Source organism: Acinetobacter sp. YH12233 (assembly GCF_013417725.1).
Lineage (GTDB): Bacteria > Pseudomonadota > Gammaproteobacteria > Pseudomonadales > Moraxellaceae > Acinetobacter.
The window spans coordinates 22,856-42,055 of sequence record NZ_VPDK01000013.1 but is presented as its reverse complement, the minus strand read 5'-3'; the positions used below and the strand labels follow the sequence as shown (position 1 = coordinate 42,055).

The following is a 19,200-nucleotide window of genomic DNA, read 5'->3' as shown; positions in this document are numbered from 1 at the left end:
AGCGCCCTTTAATTCGCATTAGTAATCAGCGAACTGTTTTTTCGCCTTGATTTGGAACTCTTATGAAGTTTGAAAAATTAGGTCAGTCGGGTCGTGCCCGTCGTGGTCGTTTAACGCTTGAACATGGCGTAGTAGAAACGCCCGTCTTTATGCCAGTTGGTACTTATGGCACTGTCAAAGGCATGTTGCCACGTGATGTTGAAGGCATTAAAGCGCAGATTATCCTCGGTAATACTTTCCATTTGTACCTGCGCCCCGGTCTTGAAGTTATCAAGCAGCATGGTGGCTTGCACGGTTTCATGAAATGGGATAAACCGATTCTGACTGACTCAGGCGGCTTCCAGGTCTTCAGTCTGGGTGCAATGCGCAAGATTGAAGAAAAAGGCGTGACCTTCCGCTCCCCGATCGATGGTTCAAAAGTTTTCCTTTCACCTGAAATTTCGATGGAAATTCAGCATACGCTGAACTCCGATATCGTGATGATTTTTGATGAATGTACGCCTTATCCAGCGACCCATGAAGAAGCGCAAAAATCTTTGCAGCTGTCTTTACGTTGGGCTGAGCGCTGCAAGAAGCATCATCATGATGAACTCAAAAATAAAAATGCCCTGTTCGGGATTATTCAGGGCGGGATGTATGAAGACCTGCGTGATGAATCCTTAAAAGGCCTGCTTGAGATTGACTTCGACGGTTATGCGATTGGCGGTCTGTCTGTCGGTGAACCGAAAGAAGAAATGATCAAGGTGCTGGATTATCTTCCGAACAAAATGCCGGAAAATAAACCGCGCTACCTGATGGGTGTCGGCAAACCGGAAGATATCGTTGAAGGTATCCGCCGTGGTGTAGACATGTTCGACTGCGTCATGCCAACCCGAAATGCACGTAACGGTCATTATTTCGTGACCGATGGTCTGGTGCGTATCCGTAACAGCCAATATCGTCATGATCAAAGTCCACTTGATCTACATTGCGATTGTTATACCTGTCAGAACTTTAGCCGTGCTTACCTGTTCCATTTAGAGAAATGTGGAGAAATGCTGGGTTCTATGCTCGGTACCATCCATAACCTGCGTTATTACCAGCGTTTTACCGAAGATATCCGCAACGCGCTGGATAACGGAACTTTTGATGAATTTGTTCAGGACTTTTACGCTCGTCGTGGCCTGGAAGTTCCACCTTGTCCACAAGATTAATCTTTCAGCATTTGCGCTGAGGAAAAAGACAGGGTAAATTGCAAGAATATGTCAATTTATTATCAAGTTGATCACCAGTTTTTTATTTTAGGAAAATGAAATGAGCCTATTTATTTCGACTGCTCACGCTGCAGGTGAAGCTGCACAACAACCAAGCTTGATGGCTAACCTTTTGATGATTGCGGTTTTTGTTGCAATCTTCTATTTCTTGATCTGGCGCCCTCAATCAAAACGTGCCAAAGAGCACCGTGCTCTGGTTGACAGTCTTGGCGTAGGCAGCGAAGTCGTTTTTGCAGGCGGCTTAATGGGCAAAATCACTAAAATTGAAGGTGATTTCGCAGTCGTTGAGTTGAGCCGCGGTGTAGAAGTCAAAGTTCAACGCGCGAGTGTGATCTCAGTTCTGCCTGAAGGCACTTTAAATAACATTTAATCAAAATTAGTCGTGCTCCCCGCACGACTTTTTCATTTTAAGAAGAAAACGAATGCGTTACCCAGCATGGAAATATGTGCTGATCCTGGTTGTCCTGGTGGTCAGTACTTTATATGCCCTGCCAAGTTTGTATCCAGATGAACCTGCTGTACAGATTTCGGGTGCCAAAGCCGGTACTCAGATTGACGCAGGCATCGTACAAAAAGCAGAGCAGATTTTAACAACTGAAAATATTGCAACTCACGACAATAGCTTTAGTAATAACGCTGCTTTATTACGTGTAAATTCAAGTGAAGCACAGCTGAAAGCCAAAGAAGCTTTACGCCGTGGTTTAGGTGATGAATACGTCGTAGCACTTAACCTTGCTCCAACCACTCCAGAATGGCTACAGAAAATTGGTGCCAAACCAATGAAACTGGGTCTGGACTTACGTGGTGGTGTTCACTTCCTGCTCGAAGTGGATATGGACAAGGCGATTGCACAGCGCATGGACACCTCAGCAACTGACCTGCGTCGTCAGCTGCGTGATAACAACCTGAAATTCAATAGCCTGAATTTAAGCAATAACACCATTGTTGTGCAGTTTGCCAATAATGATGATCGTGCTGCTGTCATGGATTTCTTGCGCCGTAATGGCAATGAATTCAATCAGCAGGCAGTGGCGACTGAAACCGGTTCGACTTTACGCCTCAACTATACCGATACGCGTAAGCAGGAAATCGAATCTTATGCGGTGAACCAGAACTTAACTACTTTACGTAACCGTATTAACGAGTTAGGTGTGGCTGAAGCGCTGGTACAAACCCAAGGTAGCAACCGTATTGTGGTTGAACTTCCGGGTGTACAGGATACCGCAGAAGCAAAACGTGTCTTGGGTCGTACGGCGAACCTGGAATTCCGTCTGGTGTCTGATCTGAATGATCAATACATCGATCCTTATACTGGCCAATTAAGTGGTACAGCTCCAGCAGGAACTCAGGCATTTGCTTATGAATCTCTGGACAGTGGTCGTCAGTTATTGCTAAACCGTAACCGTATTTTGACCGGTGAACGTGTACAAAATGCATCTTCTGGCTTTAGTCAGGATACTGGTGGTGCTGAAGTTAATATTACTTTGGACAGCGCTGGCGGTAAATTGATGGCAGATGCCACACGTAATGCCGTAGGCAAACGTATGGCGGTACTGTTCATTGAGAACAAGCAAAAGATCAGCTACGTAGAAGACCCGGCAACAGGTGCACAAACTGAAGTGCGTACACCATATACCGAATCTGTGGTGATTAACGCTGCTACCATTCAGGCAGTATTGGGTTCTCAATTCCGTATTACCGGTCTGGACTCACCTCAGGAAGCTTCTGAGCTTGCCTTGATGCTACGTGCTGGTGCTCTGGCTGCGCCAATGTATTTCGTTGAAGAACGTGTGATTGGTCCAAGTCTGGGTCAGGAAAATATTGATAAAGGCGTACTCTCTACCCAAATCGGCTTCATTCTAGTAGCGATCTGGATGGTCGTATTCTTCCGTCTGTTTGGTGTAATTGCCAACTTTGCGCTGGTCGTTAACCTGGCGATGATTCTGACAGTGATGTCGTGGATTGGCGCTTCCCTCACCCTGCCGGGTATCGCGGGTATCGTGATTACCATCGGTATGGCGGTCGATGCCAACGTACTGATCTGTGAGCGGATACGGGAAGAAATGAAATGGGGCGCCTCGCCGAAACAGGCAATTGTGGCCGGTTATGATCGGGCCTATAACACCATTTTCGACTCGAACTTAACTACCTTCCTGGTCGCGTTCATTCTGTTCGCAATTGGTACTGGTCCAATCAAAGGCTTTGCTGTCACCCTGATGATTGGTATTGTCTGCTCGATGTTTACGGCGATTACCGTAACCCGTGCGATCGTACAGATCATCTATGGCAAAAAACGTAACTTGAAAAAGTTGAGCATTTAGGAGATCGATGATGACTGAAAATACTCAACTGAATCAGAAACAGTACGGTCGCCCTGAAGACGAACGTATCATTCCGTTTATGAAGATTGCATTGCCTGCGGCAGTGTTCTCTATCATCCTGACGGTTGCCAGCATCTTCTTTATTGCGACCAAAGGCTTGAACCTCGGTCTGGACTTTACTGGTGGTGTCTCAGCAGAGCTGAACTATACCAATCCGGTAAAACCTGATGATGTAACTCAGGCACTCAGCAAAGCTGGCTTTGATGATGCTGTCGTGCAGACGCTGGGCTCGGAACGTGACCTGATGGTACGTATGCCGGTTCAGGAAGATATTGAAGCAGAAGACCTTACCAAAGCCGTTACTGCAGCAGTTCAGCTGCCAGGCAATACGGCTCAGGTACCTAAGGTCGATGTAGTCGGTGGACAGGTCGGTAATGAGCTGTATGTGCGTTCTGCGGGTGCAGTTGCTCTTGCCCTCTTGCTGATGCTGGTCTATGTCACTATCCGCTTTGAGTTCAAACTGGCGATGGGTGCGGTACTGTCATTGTTCCACGATATCGTGGTGACGATTGGTATTTTTGCCATGATGCAATGGCCATTTGACCTTACGGTTCTGGCTGCACTACTGGCGATCATCGGTTTCTCACTCAACGATAACATCGTGGTCTCTGACCGTATCCGTGAGAACTTCCGTAAGATCCGGGGTGCCGAACCTGTTGAAATTATCAATATTGCCTTGACTGAAACCTTACGCCGTACCATTCATACTTCTATGACTTTATTACTGGTTGTAGTGGCCATGATGATCATGGGCGGTGCTGGTCTGAAATGGTTCTCGATTGCGATGTTTGTGGGTGTCTTTGTCGGTACCTATTCTTCGATCTATATCGGTACAGCCTTTGCCCTGTGGCGCGGTCTGAATCGCCAGGACTTTATTGTTCAGGTGAAACCAGAATTTGAAGACGAAAATCAGCTTCCATAAGCTGCCCGTTTTCGATTTCACTATTCAGCCCATCTTATGATGGGCTGAATTTTTTCTGGTCTAAGAAAATTGAATGCTGAGGCACTATGGCAATCACAGGATGGATTTTAGCTACATCAGACTTTTGGAAACTGACCTTGCGGCTTTCATCCAGACTTTGGATCTGATAGCTGTCCTGGTTTTCCGACATCAGCTCCACAATGAGCTGCAGTCCATTAATTAAATAAAGACACACCAAGCCAGATGACTGTAATACGGCTTGCTCATCACAGACCAACCACCAGCCTGCTTTTAGGCTCGGAAAATAATACTGTCCTGTCACCTGAATGGCATAATGCTGAGGTTCCAATTTAAGCCATGGTAAAAGTCTTTCTGCCGAATCTATAGTTTTCATTTTAAAGGCTTGCTGCTCAACAACCTGCATCTGGAACAAAGTTATTTTTACAGGACTAGATGCCACTTCAATGACAGGTGCTTCAGCACGATCCAATATTAAACATTCCAAACCCAGTTGCTGTTCAAGTTCTCGTGCAGCCTTCTCTCCAATCTGGCGCTTACTGTTCAATAGCTGGGTAATATAAGCTGCAGACAGACCAAAGTGCTCGCAAATCTCTTTGCCATTTTTAAACTGCTGGCTATCAATCAACTGATCAATCACTTTGGCTAGATTATTTCGTCTCAGTTCAAATATTTCCGTGGCACTCATGTTATTTGCTCTTCTCCCTCTTAAGCACACCTTATAACAAAAAAGCCCGCAATTGAATTGCGGGCTTTTCTAATCATGCCTAAGAAGAATTAGTTACCTTGTACCAGACGGCGTGCACTGATAATTCCCGGCTGCTGTTCAAGACGGGCCAATAGTTTGGAAAGTTGAGCCAGACCTTTAACTTCGATCAGCAGTTTCATATTGGCAATACCATCTGCTTCTGAAATGGTATTTACCTGACGGATATTGATCTGATCCGAGAAAATTACCTGGGTCAGGTCTTTCAGCAAGCCACGACGGTCATAGGCTTCCACCACAATCTGTACACTCTGACCGCGAGTCGGCTGCATCTCCCAGTCGGCTTCTACTGCACGTTCCGGTTCCTGCGAGATCATGCGTACATAATCTGGACAAGCCACCTTGTGGATGCTTACACCACGATTCAACGTGATATAACCCGCAATCGATTCACCATGTACCGGCTGACAGCATTGGGCAACATGCAGTTCGACGTTATCCAGACCATCAATCAGAATACCATGTGCAGACAAGGTATGGCTGGCACGCGGATTCAACGCCGGTTTCAGCACCAGTTCAGGCTCATCCTGATCCAGATGCATATGACGGTTCACCTGATTGATCAGGGCATGCAGGCTGATATCACCATTCACCAGACCAATCAGAATGTCTTCACCACTTTTCACATTGAAATGGTTGCAATAATCACCCAAGTCGATTGATTTCGGGTGAATTGCTAGACGTGCCAATTCTTTATTCAGAATTTCACGACCCACTTCCAGGTTCTTACTGCGATCCTGCTGACGGAACCAGTGACGTAACTTGTCACGGGCACGTGCAGTCTTGATATAACCCAGTGAATTAACCAACCAGTCCCGATTTGGTTCACGGTCTTTCTTGGTCAGAATCTCAACCTGTTCACCAGTTTTCAAGGCATAGGTTAAAGGTACATAGCGCTGGTTGACCCGGGCTGCATAGCATTTGTTGCCGACTTCAGTATGTACATGATAGGCAAAGTCGAGTACGGTTGAACCTCGTGGTAACTCTTTAATATCACCATCACGGCTGAACACATAGATTTTTTCGAAGCCTTCAAAATCTTGAATATGCTCAAAATTTTCAACTTCCTCTTCTTCATCCTTATGTGCACTGGCTTCATTGCGTTCCTGATAATGCTCAATCACTGCACGCAGGGAGTGCAGACGATGATTAAAGGAGGTATCGGTATTTTTCGAACCTTCCTTATAGTTGAAGTGTGAGCATACGCCAAGTTCAGCCTCTTCATGCATCGTATAAGTACGAATCTGCACTTCAAGTGACTTGTTTTCCGCAATCACAGCTGTGTGTAAAGAGCGATAACCATTGGCCTTCGGATTGGTAATATAGTCATCAAACTGATGCGGAATATGTCGCCACAATTGATGTACGATCCCGAGCGTGTGATAACACTCAGGCACACTTTTCACCAATACACGCAGCGCACGGATGTCATACAGCTGGTCGAAGCTCAGGCTTTTGCTTTTCATTTTCCGATAGATCGAATAAATGTGCTTCACCCGGCCGTTAATTTCAGCTTCAATGCCGTGTTCTGCCAGCTCTTCACGCAATTTATCAATCACGAACTGAATATATTGTTCACGTTCCAGACGCTTTTCATTCAGCAAAGAGGCAATTTCTTTATAGCGTTCTGGCGCCAGATAGCGGAAGGCCAGATCTTCGAGTTCCCATTTCAACTGGGCAATCCCGAGACGATGCGCTAGAGGAGAATAAATGGTGAGAATTTCTCGTGCGACCCGTTCTTGCCGTTCACGTGAAGAATTGGCCAGTTCGCGCAGTGCATAGGTACGTTCTGCCAGCTTGATTAACACGACGCGGACATCTTCTGTCACTGAAATCAGCATCTTGTAAATGCCAGACAGATGTTCACGCTGGTTATTATTAAAGTGATCTTCCAGGCGTTTATTTTTTTCAATCAGCTCAGACAGCTTACCCATGGACAGCGTGCCTTTGACCAGACTGTAGACCTGTTCACCGAATTTTTCCTGCACTTCTGCCAGTGGCATGACGCCTTCACGTACTGCGCGGTAAAGCATGGCAGCGGACAAGGTATCTTCATCGACATAGAGATGCGCGAGAATATCCGCCATTTCAATACCGGTATAGAAGGTATTAGAGCGATGCTGAATCGTACTTTGTAGCTCTTTTTCTAAGGTTAAACGGGCAACTTCTTCGAGCTGCTTCAGGGGAGCCCCGTCTAATATGCCACGAACCCGATCTAACCATTCAGTCAGATCCTGCTGTGCTTGTTCGGCATGTTCTACAGTCGCCTCCTGTGACAACTCAGTGAGCCGCCCAGGCAGTTGCTCACGTACTGTGACCATACCCTTCTCCTACTTTTAGATACATCATCTCTTTGATCGTTTATTTAATTTTCTTTTTCGAACAAGGCAATCGACTCGACATGTCCGGTATGCGTAAACATATCCATCACACCGGCTTTGGTTAGCTGATAACCCTGTTGTACCAGTAGCCCTGCATCTCTTGCAAGCGTAGCAGGATTACATGACACATAAACGATTCTTTTGGCACCAAACTGAGGAATATAATGCATGACTTCTTCTGCTCCAGCACGTGGCGGGTCGATTAATAATGCATCAAATCCTTGATTTGCCCAAGACTGGTGCGAAAAATCTTTGGTTAAATCTTGTGAATAGAACGAAACTTGTGCAATACCATTATTGTTAGCATTTTCCGCACCGCGTTGCACCATTTCCTCACTTCCCTCAACCGCAACCACCTGACCAGACGCACCAACACAGCGCGCCAGTGGCAAAGAAAAGTTTCCTAATCCACAAAACAGATCCAGAACGCGTTCGCCCTGCTGTAATTGAAGCAAATCACATGCCAAGCGCACCATTTGCGGATTGATCGTTGAATTGACCTGAGTGAAGTCCAATGGATTAAAACCGAATTCCACATCAAAGTCATCAAGACCATAGTGTAAGCGTGCTGCCTGTTCAGGCTCATCAATCCGCTTCAAATAATCTTGGCCTGCAGGCTGCAAATAAAGCTGCCAACCTTTCTCTAACGTAAATTGGCGCAATCGGTTGACATCTGTTACCGATAATTCTGCGGTTTCACGAATGAGCAACGCAATGTCATGATCACCCATAGCCAATTCTATATGACCAATATCTGCCTGACCATCGAGACTTTGGAGCAATTGTTTAAGACGTGTAACCGATCCAAACTCGCGATCTAGAATCATGCAGCGGTCAATCGAGGTCAGCTTATTGGACTGGTTTTCACGAAAACCGACCACCAGCTTGTCTTTTTGAGGCAGATAACGCACCCCAATCCGGGCTTTACGACGGTAATCTTCACGTTGTGAACGTAACGGTGGCAGCCATTCTACAGGCTGAATCCCGGCAAAATGTTGCAAATGTGATTTCAGAACATTCTGCTTAAGTTCAATTTGGGCATCTGGATGGATATGCTGCATATTGCAGCCGCCGCATACGCCAAAATGTGGACACACAGGTTTGACCCTGATCTCGGAAGCCTCACTGAGCAACTCAAGGCTATCCGCCTCTTCCAGTTTTTTGACTTCACGGGTAATGCGGGCACGTACGGTTTCACCTGGCAAGGCATAACGGATAAAGACTTTCTTGCCATGCTTTTCAAGTGGATGATCCGGATGTGAACCATAGTGAGCGATGCCACGTCCTTCATGTGAGAGTGATTCAACCTGAAAAATATACTCGGATTGCGGCGCTGGACGTGGTTGTACTCGACGTTTCATGAAAACCTAGGATGTGGAGATGGGAAAATCAAAACGGGTAAATTCAGTTCTTTGTGAGGTTTCACGCCAGACTGATAAAAAATCTGCATGTTGCGGCTGGGTATGCAGGTATTGAATCGTACTCTGCACCAGATGCTGATAATCAGGCAACATCAACTGGCCTTTTAGCAACAGCCAGCGAATATAGACCAACCAGGTATTGAGCACATCACCTTCGCAATAGCTGGTGAGTGCGTTCCATTGCTGGTTACGTACATATTCAGGTACATGATAGCCACCATCACCACGCTTGCCTGGATAACCCAGTAAATGAGCAACATCATCCAGTTTCTGAAAATGACGGGCATGAAACATGGCCATAACATCCATCAAATCAACATGACGCTGATGGTAACGATTCTGGTAGTTATTATAACGCTTTTGCGTATCGATTTCGCCCTGATCGAACAGACTTGGGGCAGATAAACCATGATACATGGCCCGATAAAGAATAACCGGCAGGTCAAATTGTGAGCCATTCCAACTGACTAGAGTTGGATGACGCTTTTCAAAAATGGATAAGAATTTTTTTAAAATCTCTGCTTCACTGTATTGTTCACGGCTGAAAGAAAACAGGCGCATACCCTGTTCATCCATCCATAAACCGGAAATACAGACAATCTCATGCAAAGGCAGACGCTGAAAGTCCGAGCCTGATTCCTGACGGCGTAACTTGGTCAGGGCCTGATCCAGATCAGCCTCGGGCAGATCCAGACCAAACAGATGCGCGCCTGATTTAAGATCGGTTTGGGTTTCAATATCGAAAGTTAAAACAGGCAGGCGCATAAAAGATTTCTCAAAAATTATTCAGGGTCTTGTACAGAGAATAAGCCTGTAGACAGGTAACGGTCACCACGGTCACAGATAATACATACAATTACTGCATCCGGATTTTCTTCTGCGAGCTTGATGGATGCCCAAACTGCACCGCCAGAAGATGTACCGGCACTGATACCTTCTTTTTGCGCCAGTTTACGCATGGTGCGTTCCGCTTCAATCTGTGGAATATCGATAATACGGTCGATACGGCTACGATCAAAAATCGTTGGCAAATATTCTTCTGGCCAGCGGCGGATACCGGCAATACTAGAACCATCAGATGGCTGTAGGCCCACAATCTGAATATCCGGATTCATTTCTTTCAGATATTTAGACACGCCCATGATCGTACCAGTCGTACCCATTGAGCTGACAAAGTGTGTAATTTTGCCACCTGTTTGCTGCCAGATTTCAGGACCTGTGGTCAGGTAATGCGCTTCGACATTGTCCGGGTTACCAAATTGGTTTAACACCAGACCTTTACCTTCAGCCTGCATTTGCAAGGCCAGATCACGTGCACCTTCCATGCCCTGCTCTTTGGTCACTTCAATCAGTTCAGCACCATAAGCACGCATTGCGTCCTTACGTTCCTGACTCATGTTATTCGGCATAATCAGCTGCATCTTGTAACCACGCATGGCCGCAACCATCGCCAATGCAATCCCTGTATTTCCGCTGGTCGCCTCAATCAAGGTATCACCCGGTTTGATCTGTCCGCGCTTTTCCGCCTGCATGATCATGTTATACGCTGGACGGTCCTTGACCGAGCCTGCCGGATTATTTCCTTCGAGTTTTGCAAGTACTGTGGCTTGAGTGTGACTAGCCAGACGCTGCAAACGCACCAGTGGCGTTTTGCCTACATAATGGTCCAGTAAAAATTCGTCTGCTTGAAAATCAGGGGTGGTATTACTCATTATTTGCACCTATATCGAGGTGCGGCTATTGTATGAAAAAATGCATTTCCCTGCACCCATTTATAGCAGTGCTTTTGCATAAAACTGTATAGATCACGATCAGCACGGCCAATTCGCCCTGTTTTAGCTTGATAAAACTCCTCAATCGTGACAGTGACTTAGCTCACTTCTCCCCCTGAAAAGATTTGCTTAAACACACATAATGACTGTTCAGCGCAATGGTTCTTATTTTCTGCGTTAATCTGGAGCTTTAGAAAAATAATGCTGAAATTTTAACAGTAGATTTAAAGCATGCTAATATGCAAAGCATAAGGAAAATACTGCTTGAATCATGTCAAATATCAACAAAAAGCTGTTTAAACGCCTACACTTAAATCATGCTTATGGACAGCTGATTGCACTGATTTTTGTACCCATTACTATTCTGGCCTGTGTTGGTGCTGCTCTGGTCATTTCAGAAACTTCCAATGCTGCCCGTGCCCAGCAAAAGCAGATGGCCATTGCGATTCTGACCCGTTTTCAGGCCACTTCTGAATATGCGCTGGACATTTTGAGCCTTTATCCATGGCAATATGAACAAGCTCATGACGCCATGCAAAATATGCTGAATGAAAAGCATCTGGTTCGTGCGGCTATTCTGGATGAAAATGGTAAAAGTAAACTCGGTATTGGGTTTCAGGAACAGGCGCCTTGGCCGGACTTTAAAAAAGACGGCAATTTTGTTGGCCCAATCTTAGATAAAAACAATCATATTTATGCAGTCAAAGTAAATGAAAATGGCATGAATGCAGGCTGGCTGGCGATCGAACTGGACAATCAGCCCTTAGAAATTGCCCGCTACCGGGTCCTGATCGTTTTGATTGCGACCGGCTTATTGACCTTATTGCTCTTGTTGTTATGTCTGAATTTCTATTCTCGTCGCTGGATTGCACCGATGTATGAGATTCGCATGCAGCTACAACGCCTGAATGCCGATACCCTAGATCAGCATATGGTGATTAACAGTACCGGTGAACTGCGTCTTTTGCAGCGTGATATTGCCAATGTGGTGAAACGTCTGCATTTCAGTTTTCTGGAATTGCGCGAGCATACCGAACAGACTGAAGATGATTTGCGCCGTACTCTAGATACTTTAGAAGTTCAAAATATTACTTATCGTCAGGCACGTGATCAGGCGATTTCGGCCAACCAGGCCAAGTCGGTGTTTCTGGCCAATATTTCCCATGAATTACGCACACCCTTAAATAGTATTGATGGTTTTATTCACCTGCTGCTGCGTCAAGGCAATCTTAGCAATGAGCAAAGCCTGTATTTACAGACCATCCGCAAATCTTCTGCGCATCTGCTGGCCCTGATCAATGATGTACTGGATTTCTCCAAGATCGATGCCGGCAAACTGGAACTGGAAACCGCACCTTTTGATCTGGAAGAAGCCATTTTCGATGTGATGGACATGCTCTCGCCACTGGCTGCACAGAAGCATATCGATATGGCATTCTATTTTGCAGACAATGTGCCAAAACATGTGATTGGTGATGTACTACGCTTCAAGCAGATTCTGACCAACCTGATTTCCAATGCGATCAAGTTTACTCCAGATGGCGAAATCATTGTCCGGGCACGCATGGAGCACGATGATATTGGACAATGTCTGCTGCATTTCAGTGTTCAGGACAGCGGCATTGGCCTGAGCGGAACTGACCGCAAGAAACTGTTTGAATCGTTCTCGCAAGGCGACACCTCGGTCACCCGCCAATTCGGTGGTACAGGTCTAGGGCTGGCCATTTCTAAGCAACTGGTTCACCTGATGCATGGTCAGATCGGCTTTGAAGATAACCAGGAACGTGCACCAACAGAAAAAGGCTCAACCTTCTGGTTTACTGCCCAATTCCCGGTGGATGAAGATATTGTTCATGAACATCCGGACTTCAGTGATCTGACCGTTGTGTCTTATCTTGCCCATCCGGCAACAGCGAATGTTTTGAGACATTATCTGGAAAATTATCGCGTTAAACATATTGAATCGACTTCCATTCTGGATCTGTTCAGTCGTCTGAACCATTTACAGAATATTGAGAATACCTGGCTGATTGTTGACCATAGTGGCGATAGCCAGGCTCTACTGACAGAAATTCGCTCTCGCTATCAGGGACATCTAGCTGTGTATGGTTATCAAATGCAGCTTGATCCGAGCATGCTGAATGATCATCGTGCTCGTGCCCTGCATCAGCCACTGAGTCGTAGTGCCTTGATCCAACTGCTCGGCAATCAACCCGTCTTCGATCAGGAACAGCATGAAGACTTTAATGGTCAGGGACTGCATATTCTGGCTGTTGATGACCATCTGCCGAACCTGATTGTTCTGGAAGCTTTACTGGCCGAACTGAATGTCACCACGACCAAAGCCATTAGCGGACAGGAAGCGATTGATATCATCCAGAGCCGTTATGAACAGGGTCTGCCGTCCTTTGACCTGGTGTTTATGGATATCCAGATGCCAGTGATGTCGGGTATCGATACCACGCGTGCAATCCGTTCACTGGAATCAACTTTTGAAAATCATCAGCGTCTGCCGATTATTGCCCTGACGGCACATGCCCTTTCCGATGAGAAACAGAAACTGCTACAAAATGGTATGGATGATTATGTCACTAAGCCTATTCAGATTGATCAGATCGTGCAGATCCTGACGCATTGGACGACTGAGAGTTTTAAAAAGATTCCGGTGCTGGAACGTGCCAATGTCATTGATGCGCTAGATCCGAATATTCTGGACTGGCAGCAAAGCCTGCAACTGGCGGCCAATAAAGAAGATCTGGCCGTCGATCTGCTCAGCATGCTGGTCGACAGTTTTGAAAAAGAGCTGGATGAAATTGAGCAATTAATTGAACTGGAAGATTTTCCGCAGCTGGAACATGTTTTGCACCGTCTCTATGGGGCTACTCGTTATGTCGGCACACCGACTCTGCAAAAAGTTACCGGAAGTTTTGAGCAGTTTGTCTCGACCTTGCGTAAGGAACGCCGTAAGGCCGATGACAGTTTTGTTCAGGAAGTACTGAAATATCTGGATGAACTGAAAGCAGTGATTGAGCAGGTAGAACAGGCAGCCCAGCAAATTTTAAACAAGCATAGTGGTTAAAAAATTACTGTTTTACTTACTCATATCTGTATGACTGCGCTGTCATGCAAGCACAGATTGCTCATGCTATGCTCGCTTACAGAAAAATTAAGGATGAATACCATGTCACTTGTGCGCTTTGAAAAAAATAATGGAATTGCCACGGTTACTCTCAGCCGTCCAGACAAACGTAATGCTATGAGCTTTGCCCTGCTGCGTGAACTGGTGCAGATTGCGAACCGGATTAAAAAAGACAAGTCAGTGCGTTGTGTCATTTTAACCGGTGAAGCGCAGGTCTTTAGTGCCGGCATTGACTTGGCCGATTTAAATAATCCTAAAAATCGGGCCTATGCGGCTTGGGAACTGATCCGTCCTGGACAGAGCTTATTCCAGAAAGCTTTTCTGGTCTGGCAAGAACTGCCTGTCCCCGTCATTGCAGCCATTGAAGGTTTCTGCTTTGGTGCAGGTATGCAACTTGCGCTGGCTGCGGATATCCGGATCGCCCACCCTGCGACCAAAATGTCAATTATGGAAACTCGTTGGGGCCTAGTACCAGACATGGGATTAACGCGTTCACTCAAAGGTCTGATCGGGATTGATCTGGCCAAAGAGCTGACCTTAACCGCACGTATTTTTGAAGGTGCCTATGCCAAAGAAATTGGCCTGATCACCCATGTTGATGAACAGCCATTAGCAAAAGCACAAGCTTTGGCTGAAGAAATGTTACAACGCTCTCCAGATGCCTTGATGGCCTCTAAATTTGTGCTGGATGCGATGGAGCACAAACCCAACAAGTCACTGCGTATGGAAAAAATCTGGCAGCTTAAACTGTTACTCGGTAAAAACAGTCAACTGGCACGCAAGAAGGATAAAAATCCGGACGTGCAGTTTGTGCCACGTCAATATCGATAATTATGGCTGAAGCAAAATCAAAAGATGAGAGATAAAATGCAATTCGATCATGATAGCAAAATTGCCTTTTTAGGTATGGGACTCATGGGCAGTCGTATGGCAACCCGCTTGCTAAAAGCAGGTTTTCAAGTTGCAGTCTGGAACCGTACGGCCAGTGCCTGCGATCCTTTGTTTGCTCTTGGAGCCACTCCGCTATCTCTAGATCAAATTGCAAATTATCCGGTTATTCTGACTTGTCTGGCAGATGATGCCGCAGTGCAATCGGTCTTTGAGCAGATTCAGCCCTATCTGGTGGCTGGACAGGTTATTGTCGATTTTTCCAGTCTTTCCGTACATCAAACCAAAACTCTAGCTGAACAGGCCCAAGCTAAACAAGCGATCTGGATTGACTCTCCTGTGTCTGGCGGTACAGCCGGTGCAGAACAAGGCACGCTAGTCATCTTCGCTGGTGGTGATACAGAAACTATTACCGCACTTGATCCAATCTATAAGGTGCTTTCACAACGTGTTACTCGTATGGGGAATACGGGAACCGGTCAGGCGACTAAAATCTGTAATCAGCTGATTGTGGCAGCGAATAGCACCTTGATTGCTGAAGCAGTGGCTTTGGCTGATCGTGCCGGTGTAGATACTGCCCTGCTTGCACCAGCATTAGCCGGTGGTTTTGCTGACTCCAAGCCTTTTCAGATTCTGGCCCCACGTATGGCCAGCCAGACGTTTGAACCCGTGCAATGGAAAGTGCAGACATTGTCTAAAGACCTGAACAATGCTGTGCAACTGGCAGCTACTTTATCTTTGGATATTCCTGTGGCCAGCCAAGCCCTGTCTCAACTCAAAACCCATCAGCAAGACGGATTTGCTGAAGCCGATCTGGCCACTGTTATAAAGCACGTAGACCGCTAATATTACATTTCAATATTCTGCCTTGAGCAAGGAAAAGCCCATGACCAAACTCGCCGTTAACCTCTCCATGATTTTTACGGAAGTACCGCTGTTAGAACGTTTTGCCTTGGCTCATGCGCACGGTTTTAAACATGTGGAAATCCAGTTTCCCTATGAACTGAGTATTGAGCAGATTCAGCAGCAGCTTCAGTTACATGATCTTGATATCTGCCTGATTAATGTGCCTGCTGGTGATCTGATGCAAGGTGGACACGGTCTGGCCGGTATCCCTGGACAGGAAATCGAGTTTCGTCATGCCGTAGAGCAAGCCATTCGATATGCGACTGCTCTGAATGTGCCGAGTGTCAATATTCTGGCCGGCAAACAGCCACTGGATTGTGACCTGCTTCCTTGCCTGAACACCTTGGCGAGTAATCTGAAAATTGCCTGCTCCATGCTCTCTGATTATCAGATTCAGCCAGTCTTTGAAATGATCAACGGTCAGGACATGCCACGTTTCCTGATTCAGAATGTGGCTCAAGCTCAGGAGATGCTGGAAGCTGTCAATCATTCTGCCTTGAAAATGCAATATGACTGTTATCACATGGCCATGATGGGTGAAGATGTGCTTGAAGCTTTAAAAGAAAATATTGCTGAGATTGGTCATATCCAGTTTGCAGACTGCCCGGGGCGTCATCAACCCAATACCGCTTCCATTCCATATTATGAGATTTTTCAATGGTTAGAGAATAGCCAATACAATGGTTATGTCGCAGCCGAATATAAACCTCTGGGGACTTCGGAAGAATCCTTTGGCTGGAAAGAACAGTTCTTCCCGGAGTATGACTAAAGCGGCGGAAGGTGCATTTGAAATTTTGGGCTAAAACCGCTATATTAGATCATGCATAATTGTTAGGAAATTATACTCCCTATGAATTTAGAACCATCGCCCAGCGCTTCTAATTCTCACGATCACACTATGAATTCTCATGCACAAGCAGTAAACGCATGCTTGAAAGTTGTACATGCAGCCCTCGAAGATGTAAAGGCTAAAGAAATTGTTCAGCTTGATGTTGCTAGCATCAGTAACGTGGCAGATGCCATGGTGATTGCAAGCGGTACATCAACCCGTCATATTAAATCACTTGCAGATAATGTTGCTGAAGAAGCACGTAAAGCAGGTTTCCGTCCGCTTGGTATCGAAGGCGAACGTGATGCAGAATGGATCCTGATTGATCTAGGTTTTGTTGTAGTGCACTGCATGCTGCCTACAGCGCGTAAATTCTATGACCTAGAAAGCCTATGGCGCAATCCTGCAGATTCTGTAGCATAAACATCGAATATTCAAAAAAAGCGACCTATGTAGGTCGCTTTTTTTATATCCTTTGATTTAAATCAAAAAGGAAATTCATGGATCAGCAACTTTAATGAATTCGCTTTTCGATCAGATTTAATTAGTCAGCCCATTTTTTAAACGTTTTGTTGCAATTTTATCTAAACCAATTTTCTAAAAATAAAACACCGTAGCTAATTTTATTTTGTAATTCTTCCCGATTCATCTTTTAATCTTTTATATAGGAGGGAAAATTTCTCTCTTATTTAAATAGAAAAATCCTCCTTTTAAAAGGAGGATTTAAGATGATTCAGCGAATGGAAAGTCTTAGTGACCTGTACCATTAATCGCTTTAGTCATATCTTCCACAACTTTCTTCGCATCACCGAAAATCATCATGGTCTTGTCGTTATAGAACAAGTCATTGTCCAGACCTGCATAACCGGTCGCCATAGAACGCTTGATGACCATGATGGTACGCGCCTTGTGAGCTTCCAGAATTGGCATGCCGTAGATCGGTGAGTTCGGATCGTCTTTTGCAGCCGGGTTTACAACGTCGTTTGCACCAATAACCAGTACTACGTCAGTTGCCGGGAAGTCCGAGTTGATCTCGTCCATTTCCAGAATGTCTTCATAAGGAACATCAGCTTCTGCAAGCAATACATTCATATGACCTGGCATACGTCCAGCAACCGGGTGAATCGCAAAACGTACAGTCACGCCCTGCTCTTTCAGCAAGTTTGCCAGTTCTTTGACTGCGTTTTGTGCACGGCCTTGCGCCATACCATAACCCGGTACAATGACAACGCTGTCTGCATTTGACATCAGGAAGCCAGCATCATCTGCAGAACCTGAACGGTAGTTACGTTGCACTTGTGCACCCGCAGCAGCTGTCGGCGCAGCTGCACCACCCATCGCACCACCAAACAATACATTGATGATTGAACGGTTCATCGCTTTACACATGATGTAAGACAGAATCGCACCTGAAGAACCAACCAGCGAACCCGCAACGATCAGCATGTTGTTTTCCAGTGTGAAACCAATCCCCGCTGCTGCCCAGCCTGAGAATGAGTTCAACAGCGAAACCACAACCGGCATATCACCGCCGCCAACTGGCGCAATCCATACCCAGCCAAATGCCAGCGCAAGACCAGTCATTGCCCAGAAAGATGTCATGCTACCTGTCAGGAAGAAGTGAATCCCTGCTGCCAGCATTGCAATAAAGATCAGAGCCTGAACCGGTTTTACCCAGCCACCTGAAATGGTTTTTGCCCATTTCTTTGCAGCCAGCTTACCGTATGCAAATACAGAAGCAGTAAAGGTAATCGCACCAACAAAACAGCCCACAAACAGTTCAAACAGGTGAACCTTGCTCATTTCATGGAAAGTCACACCATTTGCAGCTAACAGGTCCGGGCCCAATTCAACCAGCTTGTTGTTATGGATAATTGCCGCAACTGCAATCAGTACCGCAGCCAGACCCACCAGTGAGTGCATGAGTGCTACTGTTTCTGGCATCTGGGTCATTGGTACAGTACGTGCACGCGCAATACCCACCACTGCACCCGCAGCCATTGCTGCAAGAATCATCCAGACTACTGGATTTTCAGCAACAAAGAATGTGGTCACTACAGCAATCGCCATGGCGATCATACCGTAGCGGTTACCTGCAATTGCAGTTTTAGGACCAGATAAACCACGTAGCGTTAAGATAAAAAGAACGGCGCCAATCAGGTAGAACCAATCCGCATACTCTCGAATAAATTCCATGGTTTAACCCTCTTTTTTCTTTTGCTTAGGTTTGAACATTTCCAGCATACGTGCAGTCACGGCAAAGCCACCGAAAATATTAATGCTCGCCAGAAATACTGCGATTGCCCCCAGTACACTCACCACGTTAATGGTCTGGAAATCCACGCTGCCTTCAACGCCCACCATTGGCAGACCAACAGTCTGAATCATTGCGCCCACGATAATGATCGAAGACAAGGCATTGGTCACCGCCATCAATGGCGTATGTAGTGCTGGTGTTACCCCCCAAACCACGTAGTAACCCACGAAGATGGCCAGGACGAAAATCGTAATTGTTTCAACCATG

General features: G+C 46.0%; 16 protein-coding genes. 9 read left to right on the top strand and 7 right to left on the bottom strand.

Going from position 1 to position 19,200, the window contains the following annotated elements; genetic code table 11:
- The first annotated feature begins 62 nt into the window (after nucleotides 1–62).
- The 4 genes from tgt (at nucleotide 63) to secF (ending at nucleotide 4,556) form a co-directional block, all read left to right on the top strand.
- Nucleotides 63–1,193: a tRNA guanosine(34) transglycosylase Tgt gene (tgt, locus tag FTV12_RS07770; protein WP_180033829.1), complete on the top strand. Its 1,131-nt coding sequence runs from the start codon at nucleotides 63–65 to the stop codon at nucleotides 1,191–1,193.
- A 100-nt stretch (nucleotides 1,194–1,293) separates the two neighbouring features.
- Nucleotides 1,294–1,623 (top strand): preprotein translocase subunit YajC, encoded by a 330-nt coding sequence (gene yajC / locus FTV12_RS07765; protein WP_004783613.1) that lies wholly within the window; start codon nucleotides 1,294–1,296, stop codon nucleotides 1,621–1,623.
- Nucleotides 1,624–1,675: 52 nt separating this feature from the next.
- Nucleotides 1,676–3,574, top strand: a complete 1,899-nt coding sequence (secD, locus tag FTV12_RS07760) for a protein translocase subunit SecD (protein ID WP_159123076.1) — start codon at nucleotides 1,676–1,678, stop codon at nucleotides 3,572–3,574.
- A gap of 7 nt (nucleotides 3,575–3,581) precedes the next feature.
- The gene (gene secF, locus FTV12_RS07755) at nucleotides 3,582–4,556 is read left to right on the top strand and encodes a protein translocase subunit SecF (protein ID WP_180011720.1); all 975 of its coding nucleotides are present in this window, start codon (nucleotides 3,582–3,584) and stop codon (nucleotides 4,554–4,556) included.
- Between the two features lie 34 nt (nucleotides 4,557–4,590).
- On the opposite strand, the gene FTV12_RS07750 is transcribed toward secF, so the two are convergent.
- The 5 genes from FTV12_RS07750 to cysM all read right to left on the bottom strand — a co-directional run bounded on the left by FTV12_RS07750 (nucleotide 4,591) and on the right by cysM (nucleotide 10,854).
- On the bottom strand, nucleotides 4,591–5,262 hold the full coding sequence (locus tag FTV12_RS07750) for a hypothetical protein (protein ID WP_180011718.1): 672 nt from the start codon (nucleotides 5,260–5,262) through the stop codon (nucleotides 4,591–4,593).
- An 89-nt stretch (nucleotides 5,263–5,351) separates the two neighbouring features.
- Nucleotides 5,352–7,661, bottom strand: coding sequence for a bifunctional (p)ppGpp synthetase/guanosine-3',5'-bis(diphosphate) 3'-pyrophosphohydrolase (locus FTV12_RS07745; RefSeq protein WP_179992984.1), 2,310 nt, complete (start codon nucleotides 7,659–7,661; stop codon nucleotides 5,352–5,354).
- A gap of 44 nt (nucleotides 7,662–7,705) precedes the next feature.
- Entirely contained in the window at nucleotides 7,706–9,082 is a 1,377-nt protein-coding gene (gene rlmD / locus FTV12_RS07740; protein ID WP_180011716.1) for a 23S rRNA (uracil(1939)-C(5))-methyltransferase RlmD, read from the bottom strand.
- 6 nt (nucleotides 9,083–9,088) lie between these two features.
- Entirely contained in the window at nucleotides 9,089–9,907 is an 819-nt protein-coding gene (locus tag FTV12_RS07735) for a 3'-5' exonuclease (protein WP_159123080.1), read from the bottom strand.
- Nucleotides 9,908–9,924: 17 nt separating this feature from the next.
- Entirely contained in the window at nucleotides 9,925–10,854 is a 930-nt protein-coding gene (cysM, locus tag FTV12_RS07730; RefSeq protein ID WP_034702431.1) for a cysteine synthase CysM, read from the bottom strand.
- A gap of 331 nt (nucleotides 10,855–11,185) precedes the next feature.
- Between cysM and FTV12_RS07725 the strand changes: the two genes are divergently transcribed.
- The 5 genes from FTV12_RS07725 (at nucleotide 11,186) to rsfS (ending at nucleotide 17,099) form a co-directional block, all read left to right on the top strand.
- Nucleotides 11,186–13,993, top strand: a complete 2,808-nt coding sequence (locus FTV12_RS07725) for an ATP-binding protein (protein ID WP_180002936.1) — start codon at nucleotides 11,186–11,188, stop codon at nucleotides 13,991–13,993.
- Between the two features lie 102 nt (nucleotides 13,994–14,095).
- Nucleotides 14,096–14,884 (top strand): crotonase/enoyl-CoA hydratase family protein, encoded by a 789-nt coding sequence (locus FTV12_RS07720; protein ID WP_005233879.1) that lies wholly within the window; start codon nucleotides 14,096–14,098, stop codon nucleotides 14,882–14,884.
- Nucleotides 14,885–14,920: 36 nt separating this feature from the next.
- Nucleotides 14,921–15,787: an NAD(P)-dependent oxidoreductase gene (locus tag FTV12_RS07715; protein WP_179992988.1), complete on the top strand. Its 867-nt coding sequence runs from the start codon at nucleotides 14,921–14,923 to the stop codon at nucleotides 15,785–15,787.
- Nucleotides 15,788–15,827: 40 nt separating this feature from the next.
- Entirely contained in the window at nucleotides 15,828–16,616 is a 789-nt protein-coding gene (locus tag FTV12_RS07710; RefSeq protein WP_179992989.1) for a hydroxypyruvate isomerase family protein, read from the top strand.
- Between the two features lie 81 nt (nucleotides 16,617–16,697).
- Complete coding sequence (rsfS, locus tag FTV12_RS07705) at nucleotides 16,698–17,099, top strand: ribosome silencing factor (RefSeq protein WP_180011712.1); 402 nt, start codon at nucleotides 16,698–16,700, stop codon at nucleotides 17,097–17,099.
- Nucleotides 17,100–17,426: 327 nt separating this feature from the next.
- On the opposite strand, the gene FTV12_RS07700 is transcribed toward rsfS, so the two are convergent.
- Nucleotides 17,427–18,872 (bottom strand): NAD(P)(+) transhydrogenase (Re/Si-specific) subunit beta, encoded by a 1,446-nt coding sequence (locus FTV12_RS07700; protein ID WP_159123084.1) that lies wholly within the window; start codon nucleotides 18,870–18,872, stop codon nucleotides 17,427–17,429.
- A gap of 3 nt (nucleotides 18,873–18,875) precedes the next feature.
- Nucleotides 18,876–19,199 carry a proton-translocating transhydrogenase family protein gene (locus tag FTV12_RS07695; RefSeq protein WP_004783638.1) on the bottom strand — a complete coding sequence of 108 codons (324 nt, stop codon included), beginning with the start codon at nucleotides 19,197–19,199 and terminating at the stop codon, nucleotides 18,876–18,878.
- Between the last annotated feature and the right edge of the window lies 1 nt (nucleotide 19,200).

What these genes read in the sequence shown, in the direction of transcription:
- rsfS (WP_180011712.1), top strand. Translation starts at nt 16,698, where the DNA reads ATGAATTTAGAACCATCGCCCAGCGCTTCTAATTCTCACGATCACACT.
- FTV12_RS07745 (WP_179992984.1), bottom strand. Translation starts at nt 7,661, where the DNA reads ATGGTCACAGTACGTGAGCAACTGCCTGGGCGGCTCACTGAGTTGTCA.
- FTV12_RS07715 (WP_179992988.1), top strand. Translation starts at nt 14,921, where the DNA reads ATGCAATTCGATCATGATAGCAAAATTGCCTTTTTAGGTATGGGACTC.
- tgt (WP_180033829.1), top strand. Translation starts at nt 63, where the DNA reads ATGAAGTTTGAAAAATTAGGTCAGTCGGGTCGTGCCCGTCGTGGTCGT.
- FTV12_RS07720 (WP_005233879.1), top strand. Translation starts at nt 14,096, where the DNA reads ATGTCACTTGTGCGCTTTGAAAAAAATAATGGAATTGCCACGGTTACT.
- FTV12_RS07695 (WP_004783638.1), bottom strand. Translation starts at nt 19,199, where the DNA reads ATGGTTGAAACAATTACGATTTTCGTCCTGGCCATCTTCGTGGGTTAC.
- FTV12_RS07735 (WP_159123080.1), bottom strand. Translation starts at nt 9,907, where the DNA reads ATGCGCCTGCCTGTTTTAACTTTCGATATTGAAACCCAAACCGATCTT.
- secF (WP_180011720.1), top strand. Translation starts at nt 3,582, where the DNA reads ATGATGACTGAAAATACTCAACTGAATCAGAAACAGTACGGTCGCCCT.
- FTV12_RS07700 (WP_159123084.1), bottom strand. Translation starts at nt 18,872, where the DNA reads ATGGAATTTATTCGAGAGTATGCGGATTGGTTCTACCTGATTGGCGCC.
- yajC (WP_004783613.1), top strand. Translation starts at nt 1,294, where the DNA reads ATGAGCCTATTTATTTCGACTGCTCACGCTGCAGGTGAAGCTGCACAA.
- rlmD (WP_180011716.1), bottom strand. Translation starts at nt 9,082, where the DNA reads ATGAAACGTCGAGTACAACCACGTCCAGCGCCGCAATCCGAGTATATT.
- cysM (WP_034702431.1), bottom strand. Translation starts at nt 10,854, where the DNA reads ATGAGTAATACCACCCCTGATTTTCAAGCAGACGAATTTTTACTGGAC.
- FTV12_RS07710 (WP_179992989.1), top strand. Translation starts at nt 15,828, where the DNA reads ATGACCAAACTCGCCGTTAACCTCTCCATGATTTTTACGGAAGTACCG.
- FTV12_RS07725 (WP_180002936.1), top strand. Translation starts at nt 11,186, where the DNA reads ATGTCAAATATCAACAAAAAGCTGTTTAAACGCCTACACTTAAATCAT.
- FTV12_RS07750 (WP_180011718.1), bottom strand. Translation starts at nt 5,262, where the DNA reads ATGAGTGCCACGGAAATATTTGAACTGAGACGAAATAATCTAGCCAAA.
- secD (WP_159123076.1), top strand. Translation starts at nt 1,676, where the DNA reads ATGCGTTACCCAGCATGGAAATATGTGCTGATCCTGGTTGTCCTGGTG.